Origin of the sequence: Spiroplasma cantharicola (assembly GCF_001281045.1) — a bacterium.
GTDB lineage: Bacteria > Bacillota_I > Bacilli_A > Mycoplasmatales > Mycoplasmataceae > Spiroplasma_A > Spiroplasma_A cantharicola.
On sequence record NZ_CP012622.1, the window covers coordinates 400,280 to 418,972 of the forward strand.

Here is an 18,693-nt window from a genome sequence, read left to right on the forward strand (position 1 = left end):
GCATCGTTTTTTAATCCTTTTAGTATTTAAATACATTTAAATTATATATAAAAGATTTATCTATAGATTTTAAATTAATATTTAAGTTTAAATTTATAGCCTTTATGCCAAAATTCCATAATTTGTTAAATTTAAATTTATAAAAAAATTCAAATTTTTAGATAATTTAGTTATAATTAAAGTGTCATATTCAAATTAAAAGAAGACGCAAGTCTTCTTTTATATTTGTTAAACATAATTGACAAAAAATATAGGAGGATTAAAAGCCATGACAGATGGTGCAAAACTATTAGATGCGATTTTTGAAATCGTACAAGATAAAAAAATAGATAAAGATATTGTTTTAGAGGGTATTAAAGAGGGTTTTCAAAAAGCATATGAAAAGTCATTTGACCCTGAAGCAACAGTAAGAGTAGATATTGATCAAAATACTGGTCAAGTTAAGGTATTTAAGATTTTAACTGTTGTTCAAAAAATCGAAGATGAATGACTAGAAATTGGGTTAAATACTGCTAAGGAACTTTATGGTGAAAATGTTTCAATTGGTGATAATGTATATGAACCAGTTGAATTTCAAGAGGATTTTTCAAAAATTGCTGTAATGCAAGTTGGACAAATTATTAAGCAAAAAATCCGTGAAGGTGAAAAAAATAAAATTTATCAAGAATTTTTATCAAAAAATCACGAAATTGTTGGTGGATTTGTTAAAGATATTACAGAAAACAGTTATTTAGTAGATATTAATGGTTCAATTATTCCCATTTGAAATAAAAAAATCATTCCAGGAGAAGATTTTGATATTGATGACAGAATTTGCTTCTATATTGAAGAAGTTTCAAGAGATAATAAACATTCCCAAATTCAAGCTTCAAGAATCCATCCAGAATTCTTAACTAGATTAATGGAAACTGAAGTACCTGAAATTTCTGAGGGTATTGTTGAAGTTAAGTCAGTTGCAAGAGAACCTGGACATAGAGCAAAAATAGCTGTATTTTCACATGAAGAAGGTGTTGATCCAATTGGAAGTTGTGTTGGAGCATCGGGGAGCAGAATTAAAAATATTACTAAAGAATTAAATGGTGAAAAAATTGATGTTGTTTTATGAAATGAAGATAAAAAAACATTTGTAATGAATTCATTAGCACCAGTTAAAGTAATAAGCATTGATATTAATGAAGAAAATAATGAATGTTTTATTGTTGTTCCAAATGAGCAATTATCATTGGCAATTGGTAAAAAAGGTATGGCAGCTCGATTAGTTGCAAATCTTGTAAATATGAAAATTAATATTTTTTCATTAGAAAATGCTAAAGAAAAAGATATTGAAATTAAATGAAATGGAAATATTGATGAGGCAGAATTAAGTAATCCAGACTTCTTAAGTAAGGTAAATAAAAGAAGAGAAAAAACAGCGGGTAATTTTAATAAGGATAAAAATTTTGCTAAAAAACAAGATGAAACAGAAGAAATTGTTTTTGTTGAAGAAGATAAGTCAATTGATGAAATTCAAGCATCAATTGCAGCATTTGAAAGTCTAAGTGAAGCAGATAATACTTTTGAATTTGAAGAAAGCATTGATAGTGATGATGATAGTTATGATTCATACTATGAGAAATAATTTTTAAAATATGTCAAAAGATATTAGTCTTAGAAAAGATGCTGCATCTAATAAGATGTATCCAAAAATTGAATTAATTAGAATTGTTAAAAATAAAAGTGGTGACATTTTTATTGATAATACAAAAAAAGCTAATGGTAGAGGTGTATATATAAGACCAACAATTGAAGCAGTTGAAAAGGTAAGAAAAACTAAAGCTTTAGAAAGAAATTTGAAGACTAGTTTAGAAAATGAATTCTATGAAAAACTCTTAGAAGAGGTAAAATTAAATTGGGACTAAATATTGATAAATTATTAGGCTCAATAGGAATGATTTCATCTTCAGGTAAACTAGTTTATGGTGAAAAACTTTTTGATTGCATTAAGCAAAAAAAAGTAAAACTTGTACTAACAACTTCCGATATGGGAAAAACTCAATTAAAGAAAATCAATGATAAGACAAATTTTTATAATATTAGAGTTATTAATAATTTATTTGACTCTCAACAACTAAACAAAGCTATTGGAAAAAGCAATATTAAAAGTATTGGAATTAATGATGATAATTTTGTAAAGTTAATTCTAAAAAACATTGAATAAGAAAGGAGAAGTAGTTATGGCAAAAAATATTAAACAAAATAATAATAAAAATCAGCAATCTAAGAATAAGTCAAAAGCTCATAGTGCTAACTTAAAGAATCAATTAAAGCAAACAACAGAAACTGGTTTAATTGATGGTATTTTTGTTTATACAGAACCACTATCAATTGCAGAATTTGCAAAAAAATTAAATAAGGGCCCAGCTGAAATCGTAAAATGATTTTTTACAAATGGTTCAATGGTAACTCAAAATCAAATTCTGTCAGAAGAACAAATGGGAGAGTTATGTATTGAATTTGGATATGATTTTAAAAAGGAAACTACTGTTACTAAAGAAAATATATTTGAAACTTTTAATGAAAAAGATGATCCAAAGGATTTAACATCAAAACCACCAATAGTAACTATTATGGGTCATGTCGATCATGGTAAAACAACTTTATTAGACTCAATAAGAAATGCAAATGTCACTGAGGGAGAATTCGGGGGAATTACTCAACATATTGGAGCTTATCAAACAACAATTAAATCAAATAAAATTACTTTTATTGACACACCAGGGCACGAAGCCTTCACAGAAATGCGTGCAAGAGGAAGTGAAGTTACTGATATAGTAATTCTAGTTGTTGCAGCTGACGATGGAGTAATGCCTCAAACTGAAGAAGCAATTGACCATGCAAAAGCAGCAAATGTTCCAATAATTGTTTTTGTTAATAAAATTGATAAGCAAGGTGCAGATCCAAATAAAGTAAAAATGGAATTAATGAATTATGGAATAGTTGCTGAAGAATATGGTGGAGATATTCCATTTATTGAGGGTTCTGCAAAAGGAAAATTAGGACTTGATACTTTGTTAGAAACAATTTTATTAATTTCAGAGTTAAAAGATCTAAAAGCAAACGCTAATAAATTTGCAAGAGGAACTGTTATTGAAGCAAAATTAGATAAAAATAGGGGTCCTGTTGCAACAATTTTAGTACAAGATGGTACTTTAAAAATTAGAGATATCATTATTGCTGGGGGAACTTTTGGAACTATTAAAGATTTAGAAAATGAAAATAAAACTAAATTAAATCAAGTATCACCTGGTCAACCAGCTGTTATTATTGGTTTAAATGATGTTCCAAAAGCTGGAGATAAATTTATTATTGTTACTGAAGAAAAAATGGCAAGAGATATTGCTAAAGCTCAATTTGAAAAACAACAAAATGAAGCAAGACAAAAAAATCAGACATTTACTCTAGATTCAATAAAAAATAAAATTGAATCTGGTGAATTAAAATCAATTAATATAATTTTAAAAGCGGATACTCAAGGGACTGTTGAGGCAGTTAGAAACTCAATGTTAAAAATTAGTATTGAGGGAGTAAAAATTAATGTAATTCGTGCAACAGTTGGAGCAATATCTGTAAGTGATGTTACATTAGCTTTAGCATCTGATGCTTTAATTTATGGATTTAACGTTAGACCAACTTCACAAGTAAGACAAAAGGCTGAAGAAGATGGTGTTGAAATAAGATTACACAATATTATTTATAAATTAATTGAAGAAATTGCAGAAGCTGCAACTGGTATGTTAGACCCTATTTTTGAAGAAAAGTCACTTGGAGAAGCACAAGTAAGACAGCTATTTAGACATTCACAAGTAGGAACTATAGCAGGATGTAGAATAATGAGCGGAGTTGTACCTCGTTCCTCAAAAATTCACATTTTAAGAGATGGGATAGTTGTTTATAGTGGAGAAATATCTTCTTTAAAAAATAAAAAAGAAGATATAAAAGAAGCTAAAGAAGGACAAGAATGTGGTATTACAATTAAAAACTTTAATGATTTAAAAGAAAATGATATTATAGAAGCATATAAGGTAGAAGAGGTGAAATAATTATGGCAAAGGATATAAAAATTGAAAGAACTCAATCAACTATTTTGAGAGAGTTAAACTTAATTTTGCAAAGAGAATTTCCAGATAGTGAATACTTAAATTCATTGACAATTCACGAAGTAAGATTATCAAATGATATGGGTCACGCAAAGATTTTTTATTCATCAATGGATGTTAATTCAAACAAAGATGCAATAAAAGCTGAAATTGATGAAAACTTGAAAGAAATTAGAATGATTCTTGCAAGTAAAGTTGAAATGAGAAGTGTGCCAGAATTAACATTTGAATTTGATAAAACTTTAGAAAACGCTAATAAAATTGAAAAAATATTAAAAGATATTAAATAGAAAAAACCTGCATTTATATGCAGGTTTTTTCTATTTATTTTAGCAATTTTTCAGTTAATAATTGAATTCTATTAGTAGTGAGTGTGAATAAAATAATTGCAAATAGATCAAATACCATAAAACTTAATCATGAATGAAAAAATTTAAAGATACCATATATTTCACCATATTCAATATATGATATTAAATAATTTAAAAATGCTGAGCTTAATGGACCGAAAATAAATACTAACATTCCTGAGAATACTAGTGAGATACTTCTATTAAAAGAAGCATTTTTACTATAAACTCGAAATACTTTATCGTATATTAATCAAAAAAGTAATACTCATATTGCTAATCCAATTCCAGAAACAATCCTAAATAATGGACTGTAACCTCAGATTAGAAATTGGAGCAAACCATCTAACAAACCTATTATCATACCCCAGTATATACCTACCACTTGAAAGCTTATAGCAATAACAAAGTATTTTAGGACAAAACCTACATTTACTCCAGTAATATATAATGGAATAATTACATTTATTAAACTAACAGCTGTGGACATACTTAGTAACAAACTGACAAGAGTTATTTTTAGAGTCTCACTCTTAAATCTTGTATGTCTGTTTGACTTCTTTAGTTTGCTGAATTCATAGTCAATATCGATTGATTCCATTGTTTGAATCAATTCTTGTTCTTGACTATTATTATCAGTCATCTTCATTGTCAAATTCTCCTTTTAAACAAACAATTTTATAGAATTCAAATAATATTCACCTCAATAAATATTATATTATAATATATAAAGAATTGGAGTTATTATGCATAGTTTCTTTTTAGATAGAATTGAAGATAATTATTTTGAAATAGTAAATGATAATTTTCATCATATAAAAAATGTTATTAAATTAAAAGAAGATGAGCAAATATTTTGTATTTATAAAAATGAAAAATATTTATGTAGTATTTTTTCAATAAGGGAAAATTCCTGTAAAGCAAAAATAATTTCAAAGATAAAATCATCTAAAAAGAATTATAAAGTAAATTTAATTTTAGGAATTATTAGAGAACAAAAATGAGATTTTGTTCTTCAAAAAGCAACAGAACTTGGTGTAGATAATATTATTCCAGTTGAGTTTAAAAGAAATGTTGTAAAAATAGATATAAAAAATGAACCAAAAAAATTAACTAGGTGATATACAATTTGTGAAAGTGCTGCTAAACAATCAAAAAGAATTGATATTCCAACAATAAATTCAATAGTTAGAAATTTAGAAGAGCTTGAAAATTATAAGGCAGATATTAACTTAGTTTGTTGAGAAGAGGAAACAAGTGAGTTTCTTAAAAAAGAGATTATTAAGGAATTTAAATCAATTAATATAATTATCGGTCCTGAAGGTGGCATTGATGATCAAGAAATCAAGAAATTGAATAATATTGGCTATAAGAGTATTGGTTTAGGAGATAATATAATGAGAGCTGAAACAGCACCACTCTTTGTATTGAGTTGTTTAAGCTATGAAAAGAATGGGGGATAATTATGGATAAAAATTCAAGTAAATTGGTTACAGCAGATGTTGAAGAAATTAACAAAGAGCTGAAAAAAGTTTATATTGATAATAAATTTAAAAAATTTATTGATAAAAATATCTATTATTTAAAAAATAATTTAAAAGATATTATCCAAATAAAAACCCATGGTAGTTATGCAACAGGAGAACTTTATAATTTTGATAAGCAACTTAATATTGACCTGTTAGCAATCAAATATGTCAATAGAAATATGTACAAAATATATGAACAAGAAATTGAAACAAGAGAGCATTTTGATGATTGTTGAATTTGCGAACTTAATAAAGAAATTTTTAATCGTGTTAGCACTTTCTATAAAGTAGCAAATGATATTAAAGTGAGTTGAGTTGAAAAAAAATATAGATCTAATTACCCTAAGAAAATTATTACTTTTGCAGATTCAATCAAAATTACTTTTTATAAGGAAGGATCAGCTGGCTTTTCAATAATTATTAGAACTGCAATTAAACATAATGATTTTTTACCAGTAATTTGTAATAAAACAATGTACAACAGAACCTTTACATTAGATTATGTAAAAACTTTTCGCACATTAAATAAACTATTAGTTAAAAAGTTACAAATTCTTTTTTATTATGTAAGAATTAAATTTAGAAATTTGCTAACTAGACAAGAAAGACTTTTTTTAAAGATAGCAATTATGTCTGAGATACAATATGATTTAACTAAAAGTAATCATTTACAAAGATGATTAGATTATGCTTTTGACTATAATTTTTCAAGTAAAAAAGAAGTAGATAATGTTTTGGAATCAAAGTATATTTTTTATAAACGAACTAAAAAAATAGCAAAATTCTATAATTCATTTAAACTCAAAAATTTGAATTGAGTATTTAATAAAACATATCCTACCATAAAAGTATTCTTGGATAAATATTTTGAGTATATTAGTAATTTTTTAGAAAATAAAGATAAAAATATGACAGGTAATTTTTTCTTTTGATATGATTCAGTTGCATATCTAAAAAATACAATGGGTTCTACTACAATTTCGATAAAAAAAGAAAGTCAGAAATATGATAATTTAGAGTTACAAATTCATTCAAGAACAATTTATCCAACAAATAAAGAAAATGGTTTATTTTTAATTTTTTTACAATATTTTACTTTTGAAATAGAAAGAGATTAATATGAAATTAAACAAAGATATATGAAAATTTAATAAAACTGTAAAAATCTTAACTGTTGAAGAGCAAGTTTTTACAACTAAAATAAATTCCTATTTTAATGAGCTAAAGCTACTTTTTTTAAATGAAAAAATTCATTTAAAAAAAGTAGGAGATTTTGCATATCATTCATATATAAAAGTAAATAATGTTATTAATCTTGATCTTTGCGCAATTAAGTATTTAAAAGGCTCTGCAATTAAAATATCAGATTTAAGCGAAACAATTTTAAGAGTTTCTAAGACATATAATGTAATTCCTGAGATTCATACAGATAAAAATTATATAAATTTAGTTTTTAATTATAAAAATGTAAAAATAAATTTTAGAATTGTTTCTGTAATTGCAAATATTGTAAACAATGAAGAAAAATATTGAGTTAATCGTAATGGTTTGAAAGAAGCTGATATAGTTTTGAAATTAACAAGAGATTTTAAGGTGGCAAATAGATTAAGTTCTGGATTATTAGTTAATTTAAAAAGACTTATAAATTACACTTTAAAAAATGAATTTAATTATACATATGATGCGGACTATTACTTATTAAGGTGATTTAATGAATATTTATCAAAGTCACTTGAATCATTCATTTATGAAAGATATATTAAAAAAGAATTAGAATTAAATATAAAAGAGTTTATGAAGCACGAAAATTTAAGAAAGTGAATTAAAAGAAATATTAGTTTTTTTGATTTAACTAACTTTATTTTTATAAAATTAGATTCAGTGAATACTTACTATTTTAATCAATTTAATTTTGAATATGAAGAAATATTTGATGGTATTTCTCGATATTCAATAAATACAAATTCAACTTTTAAAATACCAATTGATTATTTATCATCAGTTAAGTTATTTGATACTAATTTATTGGAAGATAAAACATACATTCAAGAAAATTTGTCAAATGAAAATGGAGTATCAAATACTTCATGAGATAAATTTAAAAATTATAGACATAGATATATTGTTTCTCCAATAATTCAAAGTGGAGTTGCAAATTATGCAATGTTTCAAAAATGATTAACAGTAAAATCTAATGAATTATATGGGCAATTAAATCAAGATTTAAAAAGTGAAATTAAATCAACAAAACAAAGAGAAGCAATGACAGAACTAAATGATATTGCAAATCGATGACTTACAAAATATAATACAAAACTTAAGTATCTACAACCTTACTTTGATAGAAAATATCCTTTTTACTCAAATTATCAAATAGAGCAGTTAGTTTCTTTAATTATTGAATCTATTAATAAAATTGATGAAGAACAATGAAACATAAAAAATGATAATTAGCAGTAAAATATTTTTATCTTTTAGCTCATTTCTAAAATTCTTTTACATATCAAAAGTTTCTAAATAAAGACTATATATTTTATATAATTAGTTTAATAGTATAAAACTATGTAAAAGGATGGACGCTTATGAAAAAATTATTAAGTTTACTAGGAATTGTGACTTTAAGTGCTTCAACAGGAGCTTCTGTTGTTGCATGTACAAGTGTTTTTGAAAAAGATGATGAAGATTTTGAAACTGGTTCAAAATGAAAAGGAAATGGAACTATTAACAAAGAAGTTTCTAAACTAAAAGAAAATAACATCAAAAAGCAAATATCTAAGGAATTATTAACAAAAGATACAAGTAATAATAATTCAAATCGTGCTGTAATTAAAGAAGAAGATAGATCTTCTTTGGCAGGTAAAGATATTTTAACAGTTAATGATGGAGAATTTGTATTCTCACCATATGCTGATATGGGAATTGTTGAAGATACTGCAGAGTACTTGATGAAAGAAAAAGGAAAAAGTCAAGCAACAAGAGAAGCTGCGGAAAAAGGTTTAGTAAATAATATTGTTTATAATGACTTAGGACAAATTGCTGAAGATACATCAGTAATAACTCAAGATTCAGAAGTTACTTTAGGATTTATGCAAAATGCAGCAGATACAGGGGAATTAGTTCCAATGTGAAATGCTGGTCCATCAAAAGGTGATGGAAAAGGTATTTTAGCTGAAAAAGGTAAAGAAACTGAATATGCTCAATGATTTAATGATCGTTACAGAAATTGAACTGGCCAAGATAAAGACCAAAATGAAAGAATAAAAGGAAAAGGTGGGCATTTAAATCCTGAAAATGTAAGAATTTCATTTGGACCTTTTGCAAATTCATTGTGACATACTGCATGACAAAATAATAAAACTCCAGAAGAGTTAGCACAAGTTATTAAAGCAGTTGGAGATAGATATAATACTAAAAAATTTGACTTCTATTTTGCAGCACCATATTTATCAGCTAGAGGAGATTATGCTGATTCACAAAAATTGCTAGCAGCAGCTTTAAAAATATTAATTGAAAGTGATCCAAAATATGACTTCCAATTATCACTTGTAATGTCAACAAAAGATGGAGTTGCATTAAATGAGGGATTTGGAGCCAATGGTGAAGTTCATTTAAATCTAATTGGAGATGAAATATATCCTTTATATAACTTTACAAAATATTTAGGTATGAATTTTAGATTAAATTTAGTTACTGGTTATTTAACTGTTCCAAATGATGTTAATACTAACAGTGATTGAGAATTGGACATTGTTAAAAGCGGAGCATTAAAATCAGCTCAAAACTGAAATAAATTGAATAATGTTATAAATGGTGTATCAAAATCTTCAAATTTTGTAAATAAAAGAGTAAAAATAACTCCTTGAATTGGAAGAAGAGCTGAAGCAGCAGCATATAATTTCACTCCTAAAAATGCAGCTGATTTAAGAGTTTGAGCAAGAGAACAAAATTTTGGTGGTCTAGGAATGTTTTATATCTCAAGAGATGTACCAAGTGAATTTATTGATAATAAACTTACAGGTCCAGCTCAGGCTGATAGAAATGCATTAGATCAAAATATTAGATCTGGTACAGGTTTTGAGCAATTTGCTTATGCAAAAGCTTTAAATGGAACAAATTCAGGTGAAGCAGTACCAATTACTGAAGTAAAAGATAAGCAAGAAATTAAAAATATTGGTGGAATTGATTATCATGAAGATATTCAAGCAAATACATCTTTGGACCAATTAGAAATTGGTGGTAGTTGAGAAGGACCTTCATGAGAAGGTGGAAGTGGAACAAATCCTGGTCCTGGAGCTGGTGGAGGAAATGGTGGTGAAGCAATTGCTCCACCAACTGGTCCTGGAAAAAGCTTATATACTAAATGAAGTGAAGCTAATCCAAATAGAACTTCTTCAATTACTAAAAAGGAAAAAGCTAATGATTTTACTTACTTTTCACCATATTTAGATGCTGGGTTGTATGAAGGAAATAATATGCAAAGTATTACAACTAATGTTAAAGACTTTGATTATTTAACTCTTGCTTTTGTCCAACAAGTAAATAACCATGGAGATTATTTAGATTTATCAATAGCTGGTACTGCAACAGGTGATGAAGCTTATGAATGATGAGAAAGTAGTCAATTATGAGATAAAATTTTAAAACCTATGGCTGATAAAAATAAATTTGAAAATATTAAAGTTGCTTATGGTGGAGCTACAACAGGTGGATTTACAGATAAAAATCCTTGAACTTTAGCAAATAAATTAAATGAAAATAATCCTGCTAAAGCAAAAGCTGATTTAAAAGAAGCTTTAATTGGTTATCAAGATTCATTAGTAAAATTAGCTGCTAAAAAAGGTAAAAAAGTAAATATGCCAAAAGCAATTGACTTTGATATTGAAGGGCATGCTCAGGAATTAGATGAAGACAATAGGTTATTAGCAGCAACAATTGCTGAAATGAAAAAAGAGGATAAAGAATGAGATTTCTCATTAACTTTACCAGTATTGCCTACTGGACTAACTTCTGTTGGTTATCGTGTAATGAATATCTTCGTTGAAGAGTTTAAAAAAGCTGGATTAAGTCAATCAGATTTACCAGTTGTTGATTTAATGTTAATGGATTATGGAGATCCAATTTATGTACAAGCAATCAAGGATGGTTTAACTAACTTTGATTTAGCAAAACAAGCAGTAAATGCAACAAAAAATAACTTAGCAACTTCAATTGAAAGCAATTATGGAAAAGTTTCAATTGGTAACCAAGGATTGTATAAATTAATTGGTGCAACTCCAATGATTGGTGTAAATGATACAGTTTGAGGAGTATTTACTGAAGAAGATGCAAAGGAATTATATAACTGAAGTCACAAAGTGGGATTAGGTTATATTGGAATGTGATCAATGAATGACGATAGAGGATTAGATGTTCATACTAAAAAACCAATAAACAAGAGCTTATTGACTCATGGTTTAGCCTATTTAGAAGAATATGACTTTGCTAGAGCATTTACAGGGGATTGAACAGCTTCATTGAAAAACCCCAAACCTGAACACAAAATAAAATAATAATAAAATTAGTATAAATAATAAATTAGGCGAATTAGTCTATTGTTATTAAAAAACTCCTTTATTCTAGGAGTTTTTTTAATGAAATAAGTTAAAAATCATTAAAATTTTATATAAAAATATTTTTATATATTAAAAATATTTTTTGCAAAAGAAATTGTTTTTATATATAATTATTTTGTTAGTATAAATATTTATTTATACTAAATATGTGAGGGCAAAATATGAAAAAATTATTAAATTTATTAGCAAGTACAACTTTAGTTGTATCAGCTGGTGGTTCAGTAGTGGCATGTACAAATGTAATGGAAGCAAAAGACAAAACATTTGAAACAGGTGATAAATGAACAGGAAATGGTAATATAAGCAATGAAATTATTACAAAAAAACAAAATAGCATTAAAAAACAAATTTCAAAAAGCTTATTAACAGATGATACAAGTAAAAAAACTTTAACTTATGGAAAAATTGATCCAAAAGATAGATCTTCTTTAGCAAATAAAGAAATTTTAAAAGTTAACAAAGAATTTGTATTCTCACCATATGCTGATATGGGAATTGTTGAAGATACAGCAGAGTACTTAATGAAGGACAAAGGAAAAAGTCAAGGTACTAGGGATGAAGCTGAAAAAAGTTTAAATGGAAAAAACATTATATACAATGATTTAGGAGAAATAGCTGGTAATAAAAATGTTATAACTGAAAATTCAGAAATAACATTAGGATTTATGCAAAATGCAGCAGATACAGGAGATTTAGTTCCAATGTGAAATGCTGGTCCATCAAAAGGTGATGGAAAAGGTATTTTAGCAAAAGAAGGTGAAGAAACTGAATATGCTAAATGATTTAATGATAGATATAGAGATTGAACAAAAAAAAGTTCAAAAAATAAAATAGCAAGTCATAATAATGGAGGTAATTTAAATCCTGAAAATGTAAGAATTTCATTTGGACCTTTTGCAAATTCATTATGACATTCAGCATGAGAAAATAATAAAACTCCAGAAGAATTAGCACAAGTTATTAAAGCAGTTGGAGATAAATATGGTACTAAAAAATTTGACTTTTATTTCGCATCACCATATTTAACACGTCAAGGAAGTTATTTAGATTCACAAATATTATTGGCTAGTGCATTAAAAATATTAATTGAAAGTGATTCAAGTTATGATTTCCAATTATCACTTGTAATGTCAACAAAAGATGGAGTTGCATTACATCCTGGTTTTGGAGATGCTGGAAATAATAATTTAAATTTATTAGGAGATGAGATATATCCTTTATATAACTTTACAAAATATTTAGGTATGAATTTTAGATTAAATTTAGTTACACAAGCTTTAACTGTACCTAATGATGCACACACTGATAAAGATTGAGAATTAAAAGTTATTCAAGACGGAGCTGAACAATCAGCAATTAATTGAAATAAAATTAATGAAGTTACAAATGGAGACAACAAAGGAACTCCATTTACTAAACAAAGAATTAAAATAACTCCTTGAATTGGAAGAAGAGCTGAAGCTGCTGCTTATAACTTTACTCCAAAAGATGCTGCACAATTAAGAACTTGAGCTGTTAAAGAGGGATTTGGTGGACTAGGAATGTTCTATATTTCAAGAGATGTACCAAGTCATTATGAAGATAATGGTTTAGAAGGTCCAGCTCAAGCTGATAGAAATGCATTAGATCAAAATATTAGATCTGGTTCAGGATTCAAACAATTTACATATGCAGAAGCTTTAAATGGAAAACTTTCAGAAAATGAAATTCCAGAAGAAATTAGAGATAAAGATGAAATTATAAGTAAACTTAAAGCAATTGACTATAAAAAAGATATTCAAGAGAATAAAGCGTTAGATCAATTAGAAAATGGTGGTAGTTGAGAAGGACCTTCATGAGAAGGTGGGGGAGGGATTTCAAATCCTGGCCCTGGAGCTGGAAATGGTGGAGGAGAAGCAATTTTACCTCCAACAGGACAGGGAAAAAGCTTATATACTAAATGAAGTGATGCTAATCCAAATAGAAAATCATCAATTACTAAAAAAGCAAAAGCAAATAAATCAACATACTTTTCACCATATTTAGATGCTGGATTATATGAAGGAAATAATATGCAAAATATTACTTCAAGTGTTAATGGATTAGACCACTTAACATTGGCTTTTGTACAACAAGTAAATAATCATAGTAATCATTTAGATTTATCAATAGCTGGTACTGCAACAGGTGATGAAGCTTATGATTGATGAGAAAGCAGTCAATTATGAGATAAAATTTTAAAACCAATAGCTGATAAAAATCAATTTGAAAATATTAAAGTTGCTTATGGTGGAGCTACAACAGGTGGATTTACAGAAAAAAACCCTTGAACTTTAGCAAATAAATTAAATGAAAATAATCCTGCTAAAGCAAAAGCTGATTTAAAAGAAGCTTTAATTGGTTATCAAGATTCATTAGTAAAATTAGCTGCTAAAAAAGGTAAAAAAGTAAATATGCCAAAAGCAATTGATTTTGATATTGAAGGACACGCTCAGGAATTAGATGAAGATAATAGATTATTGGCAGCAACAATTGCTGAAATGAAAAAAGAAGACAAAGCATGAGATTTCTCATTAACTTTACCCGTTTTACCAAGTGGATTAACTTCTGTTGGTTATCGTGTAATGAATATCTTCGTTGAAGAGTTCAAAAAAGCTGGATTAAGTGAAAAAGATTTACCAGTTGTTAACTTAATGTTAATGGATTATGGAGATCCAATTTATGTACAAGCAATCAAAGATGGTTTAACTAACTTTGATTTAGCAAGACAAGCAGTAAATGCAACAAAAAATAACTTAGCAACTTCAATTGAAAAAAATTATGGAAAAGTTTCAATTGGTAACCAAGGATTGTATAAATTAATTGGTGCAACTCCAATGATTGGTGTAAATGATACAGTTTGAGGAGTATTTACTGAAGAAGATGCTAAAGAATTATATAATTGAAGTCATACAGTAGGATTAGGTTATATTGGAATGTGATCAATGAATGATGATAGAGGATTAGATGTTCACTCTAAAAAACCAGTAAATAAAAGTCTATTGACTCATGGTTTAGCATATTTAGAAGAATATGACTTTGCTAGAGCATTTGCAGGGGATTGAACAAAATCATTAAAAAATCCAAAACCTGAACATAAAATAATTAGAAGAAAATAATACTTCTTTCTAGAAAATTTCTTAAAAATCCCTTTTCAAAAAGGGTTTTTTAAGTTAACATTAATACTTAAAAAAACTATTAATTTTAAAAAACCTTTTTATAGAGTAAGAATAAAGAAATTCTAATTAATTCTATATATAAAGGTTTTTTTATAAACTAAATATAAAAAAATAACTCTAGTTTAGAAAATAAAACCAAAAAATAGCAATGATTAGATTTGCTTGTTTAAATAATTTATAAAAAAAACATATTCTAGATTTAAAAGAATATGTTTTTTTTATTTTTAAATAGTAATTTTTATCACTTGTCAGTTCCATCATTGTGGTCTTTTAACATTTGAGCACGTTTTCTAATGTAATCTTTTTCAACTTGACCAATATTATGATATACATCTCGACTTGCTTTAATTCTTAGTTTTTTTAATTCTTCATCACAATATACTCATGTCAGTCAAACAATATGGAAGTGTCTTAAATATTTAATTTCACTTTCATCATACATTTCATAACTTAAAGCTTGTGCCTCTTTTTGAGCAAAATCAACTCATTTTTGCGGATTAATATTTTCATTGTAAGCCTCTTTAGCTAATGCTTGAAATGAAAGAGCCTTTTTAACAATAACTTCTTCAAGTGATTGTAATGTATTTGAAATTTCTTCAATTATTGCTTGATCAAATTCTTCAAATGAATTAAAGTGATGTTTTAATAAGTAAAACATTTTTGTGTTAAGATTGCTTACAGGATTACCTGAGCTATTCAAGTGTTCCTTTTCAGAAATGATTTTAAATTCATTTTCAATCTTTTTATAAAAATCTGATTTTCTACGCATATTTGTCACCTAAGTTCTTTAACTTTTTATATTATATCATATTTTCTAAATTATTCTTAGAGCAATAAAGGGTTATGTGTAATAATAAATATAGGAATGCTTTGGAGGAAATAAAATGAATGGCAAATCAGGAGTGCTTTTAGTGCGCAAACCAGAAGGAATTACTTCTAATGATTTAATTCAAAATGTAAAGAAAAAATTTAATATAAAAAAAATTGGCCATGCAGGAACTTTAGATCCTCTAGCAACAGGATTAATGGTAATTTTAATAAATCAAGCAACAAAGATTTCAAATTATATTTTGAGCAGTGATAAGAGTTATATTGTGACAATGAAATTATTTATACACACTGATTCACAAGATATTACAGGTAAAGTTGTTCAAGAAGAAGAATATCGAAAAATTTCAAAGTCTTTAGTAAAAGAAATTGTTGCTAAGTATAACGGCTATATTTATGATCAATATCCACCAATTTACTCAGCTGTAAAAGTTGATGGAAGAAAGTTATATGAATATGCAAGAAAACAACAAGATGTTGAAATTAGACCCAAGAAAGTTACTATTAAAGAATGTAGTTTAATAGATTTTAATCAAAAATTAGGAACAATTAAATTAAATGTCAGATGTAGTAAGGGAACTTATATTCGAAGTTTGGTTTCAGATTTTGCAAAGGATTTAGAAACTATAGCCACAGTTATTCAATTAGAAAGAACATCTTCGGGTGGTTTAAACTTAAGTGAAGCAAAAGAACTTGAAGAAATAGAACAAAAAGATTTAATGAGTATGTATGATGCATTAATGAAAAATGATCATACTTTAATTGAATATCATAGAATTAGAGATATTAAACAAGGTAAGGCAATTAGCTTGAGTGGTATTAACTATCCAATAATTTTTATTATTAATGATTCTAAAGACGTGATGGCAATTTATAAACATATTGCCCATGATCTATATAAATGTCAAAGAGGTTTATGAGATGAAATTCCTTTGGATCAGCTAACAGAAGCTGAAAGGAATGGATATTATGATTAAATATCAAACCTTTCTTAAAGATAATGAAGTGTTTGATTTAAAATTAAAACCCAATATTGTGTGTATTGGATTTTTTGACGGTCTTCATAAAATGCATAAAAAAATTTTTAATAAAACCAAAAAAATAGCAAAAGAAGAACAAATGATTTGGTCTATAATTACTTTCTCAGAAAAAGTATCAGACTTTTTAAAAGGGGTAAAAAGTAGTTTAGAATCAAGAAATAGAAAATATCAAAATATTGAAAAAAATTATCTTCCAGATTATTTATTTGAAATTAATGTTAATAATGAATCAATCAAATTGACAGCTAATCAATTTTGTTTATTTTTAAAGGATAAATTAAATGTCAAAAAAGTAGTTGTAGGTGATGATTTCAGATTTGGTTATAAAGGCGAGGGGAAAGTTTCTGATTTACAAAATTTTTTTGGAATTGATAATATAATTGTTTTCAAAAGAGTTTCAAATATTTCAACTTCACTTATAAAAGAAAATTTGGCAAAAGGAGAAATTAAAAAAGTTAATAGTATAATTGATGAAAATTTTACGACTACTTTTAAAAAAACTGGTGAAAAGCTTTTTTTAATAGAAGACTATAATATAGTAATTGGAAATGGGCAATATTTAGTAGTAATTAATGGTAAAACAAGTCAAATTCAATTAGAAAATAATGCTGTAATTTTAGATAATAAAGAAGAAATTTTGGATATTGAATTTTTAAAAAAAGTATAAAAAGAGCTTTATTTTTGATATACTTTTTAAGTATTGATGTTTTTTCTCTGATTTGATTTACCCTAAATCTCTTCTATGATAAAACAATTTTCAATCAAGAATTAATAGGGGGGTTATAGACATGGTTTCTAAAACACAAATTGAAAATATTGTTAAAGAATTTGGAGTTAATGCAAATGATACTGGTAGAGCAGAAGTTCAAATTGCTATTTTAACTCAAGATATTCAAAATTTAACAGAACACTTAAATTTACATAAAAAAGATATTACTTCAAGAAGAAGTTTATTAAAAAAAGTAGCTCAAAGAAGACACTTATTAAACTTTTTATTTAAAAAAGATGTTGAAAGATATAAAACAATTATCGAAAAACTAAAAATTAGAAAATAGTGTATCAATTATATTATTTTTTTATCTATTATTATTTGTTATAGAATACTTTTAAAAAATAATGTATAATTAAATCATATTTTGATAATAAAAATAACATTTTTATCAAAATTTAGTATTTTTATTAGAAAGACGGTGTTACTATATGGCAACTGCAAAAACAACAACAGGAAAAAGTACAACTGCTAAAAAAGCAGGAGTAAAATCAACAAGTGCTAAAAAAGCAACTGCAAAAAAACCTAAATTATCAGCTGTTAAAAAGGCTGCTTCAAATAAAATGAGACCTGAGCATATTCAAACTAGAAAAAAAGCATCAGATCCAAAACCAGAAAAAATTATCAATAAAGACATCAAATTAAATGACAGTCAACAAAAATTTATTTGAGAAAAATCAGATCCAGTTTCAGCAACAAATTCATCTATTTATAGACAAGATATTGCTGGAGCAATTATTAAAGTTAGTGAATATGGACAAGCATCAGAATTCGGTTGAGTTTATGCTTTAATTGATCAAGATGGAGAAAGAGATGACGTAAATAACGTTGTTGCTTTACATTGAATGAATGCAAAAGTTAAACGTAAATTAGACGAAAATTGAGTAGCTGTAGTTACTGGTGGAAGAGACATTTCAGGTCTTTTTAATCAAAAAAAAGAAGTTAAAATTGCTGGTAATCAACTAGGAAAAACAAAAAAAACTGTTTTATTCCAACCTTCAATAGTTGAACCAAGAAAAGTAAATATTAAAATTAGATCAGCTGTAGGAAAAAAATAATAAAAAAACCTTATTTATGTAAGGTTTTTTTATTATATAATTATTATGTCCTTAGGGACGCCAAGAATATTTGTTATTCTTTATGTTTGCGTGAGATATTAAAGACCGCTCAATAAATAAGTATTTCCTTTCTCATGCATTTGATAGCGGGTGGGAATATTTTTTTTTGTCAAT

General features: G+C 26.5%; 16 protein-coding genes. 14 read left to right on the forward strand and 2 right to left on the reverse strand.

Going from position 1 to position 18,693, the window contains the following annotated elements:
* Positions 1–268 precede the first annotated feature (268 nt).
* Genes nusA through rbfA form a run of 5 tightly spaced genes read left to right on the forward strand, consistent with a single transcriptional unit; the run spans position 269 to position 4,426 of the window.
* Positions 269–1,618, forward strand: coding sequence for a transcription termination factor NusA (nusA, locus tag SCANT_RS01805; RefSeq protein WP_053946017.1), 1,350 nt, complete (start codon positions 269–271; stop codon positions 1,616–1,618).
* 10 nt (positions 1,619–1,628) lie between these two features.
* Entirely contained in the window at positions 1,629–1,898 is a 270-nt protein-coding gene (gene rnpM, locus SCANT_RS01810) for an RNase P modulator RnpM (RefSeq protein WP_053946018.1), read from the forward strand.
* Positions 1,889–2,197, forward strand: coding sequence for a L7Ae/L30e/S12e/Gadd45 family ribosomal protein (locus tag SCANT_RS01815; protein ID WP_053946019.1), 309 nt, complete (start codon positions 1,889–1,891; stop codon positions 2,195–2,197). The genes rnpM and SCANT_RS01815 overlap by 10 nt, the downstream gene beginning before the upstream one ends.
* Before the next feature lie 16 nt (positions 2,198–2,213).
* A complete protein-coding gene (gene infB / locus SCANT_RS01820; protein ID WP_053946020.1) occupies positions 2,214–4,079 on the forward strand; it encodes a translation initiation factor IF-2 in 1,866 nt (621 codons plus the stop codon).
* 2 nt (positions 4,080–4,081) lie between these two features.
* Positions 4,082–4,426: a 30S ribosome-binding factor RbfA gene (gene rbfA, locus SCANT_RS01825; protein WP_053946021.1), complete on the forward strand. Its 345-nt coding sequence runs from the start codon at positions 4,082–4,084 to the stop codon at positions 4,424–4,426.
* Between the two features lie 34 nt (positions 4,427–4,460).
* On the opposite strand, the gene SCANT_RS01830 is transcribed toward rbfA, so the two are convergent.
* Positions 4,461–5,135 (reverse strand): hypothetical protein, encoded by a 675-nt coding sequence (locus tag SCANT_RS01830; protein WP_053946022.1) that lies wholly within the window; start codon positions 5,133–5,135, stop codon positions 4,461–4,463.
* Positions 5,136–5,232: 97 nt separating this feature from the next.
* On the opposite strand from SCANT_RS01830, the gene SCANT_RS01835 reads away from it, so the two are divergent.
* The 5 genes from SCANT_RS01835 to SCANT_RS01855 all read left to right on the forward strand — a co-directional run bounded on the left by SCANT_RS01835 (position 5,233) and on the right by SCANT_RS01855 (position 14,764).
* Positions 5,233–5,949 (forward strand): RsmE family RNA methyltransferase, encoded by a 717-nt coding sequence (locus SCANT_RS01835; protein ID WP_053946023.1) that lies wholly within the window; start codon positions 5,233–5,235, stop codon positions 5,947–5,949.
* Positions 5,950–5,951: 2 nt separating this feature from the next.
* Positions 5,952–7,133 (forward strand): hypothetical protein, encoded by a 1,182-nt coding sequence (locus SCANT_RS01840; RefSeq protein WP_053946024.1) that lies wholly within the window; start codon positions 5,952–5,954, stop codon positions 7,131–7,133.
* A gap of 1 nt (position 7,134) precedes the next feature.
* Entirely contained in the window at positions 7,135–8,469 is a 1,335-nt protein-coding gene (locus SCANT_RS01845) for a hypothetical protein (protein ID WP_053946025.1), read from the forward strand.
* 128 nt (positions 8,470–8,597) lie between these two features.
* A complete protein-coding gene (locus SCANT_RS01850; protein WP_053946026.1) occupies positions 8,598–11,564 on the forward strand; it encodes a lipoprotein in 2,967 nt (988 codons plus the stop codon).
* A 224-nt stretch (positions 11,565–11,788) separates the two neighbouring features.
* The gene (locus tag SCANT_RS01855) at positions 11,789–14,764 is read left to right on the forward strand and encodes a lipoprotein (protein WP_053946027.1); all 2,976 of its coding nucleotides are present in this window, start codon (positions 11,789–11,791) and stop codon (positions 14,762–14,764) included.
* Positions 14,765–15,062: 298 nt separating this feature from the next.
* Here the strand turns inward: SCANT_RS01855 and SCANT_RS01860 are convergent, their stop codons facing one another.
* Positions 15,063–15,593 (reverse strand): hypothetical protein, encoded by a 531-nt coding sequence (locus tag SCANT_RS01860; protein WP_053946028.1) that lies wholly within the window; start codon positions 15,591–15,593, stop codon positions 15,063–15,065.
* A 115-nt stretch (positions 15,594–15,708) separates the two neighbouring features.
* Here SCANT_RS01860 and truB point away from each other — a divergent pair, with 115 nt between their 5' ends.
* The 4 genes from truB (at position 15,709) to SCANT_RS01880 (ending at position 18,519) form a co-directional block, all read left to right on the forward strand.
* Complete coding sequence (gene truB / locus SCANT_RS01865) at positions 15,709–16,629, forward strand: tRNA pseudouridine(55) synthase TruB (protein ID WP_053946029.1); 921 nt, start codon at positions 15,709–15,711, stop codon at positions 16,627–16,629.
* Positions 16,622–17,359 carry a nucleotidyl transferase family protein gene (locus tag SCANT_RS01870; protein ID WP_053946030.1) on the forward strand — a complete coding sequence of 246 codons (738 nt, stop codon included), beginning with the start codon at positions 16,622–16,624 and terminating at the stop codon, positions 17,357–17,359. Before truB ends, SCANT_RS01870 begins: the two co-directional genes overlap by 8 nt.
* A gap of 121 nt (positions 17,360–17,480) precedes the next feature.
* Positions 17,481–17,747, forward strand: coding sequence for a 30S ribosomal protein S15 (rpsO, locus tag SCANT_RS01875; RefSeq protein WP_053946031.1), 267 nt, complete (start codon positions 17,481–17,483; stop codon positions 17,745–17,747).
* A 145-nt stretch (positions 17,748–17,892) separates the two neighbouring features.
* Positions 17,893–18,519 carry a hypothetical protein gene (locus SCANT_RS01880; RefSeq protein WP_053946032.1) on the forward strand — a complete coding sequence of 209 codons (627 nt, stop codon included), beginning with the start codon at positions 17,893–17,895 and terminating at the stop codon, positions 18,517–18,519.
* The last annotated feature ends 174 nt before the right edge of the window (positions 18,520–18,693 follow it).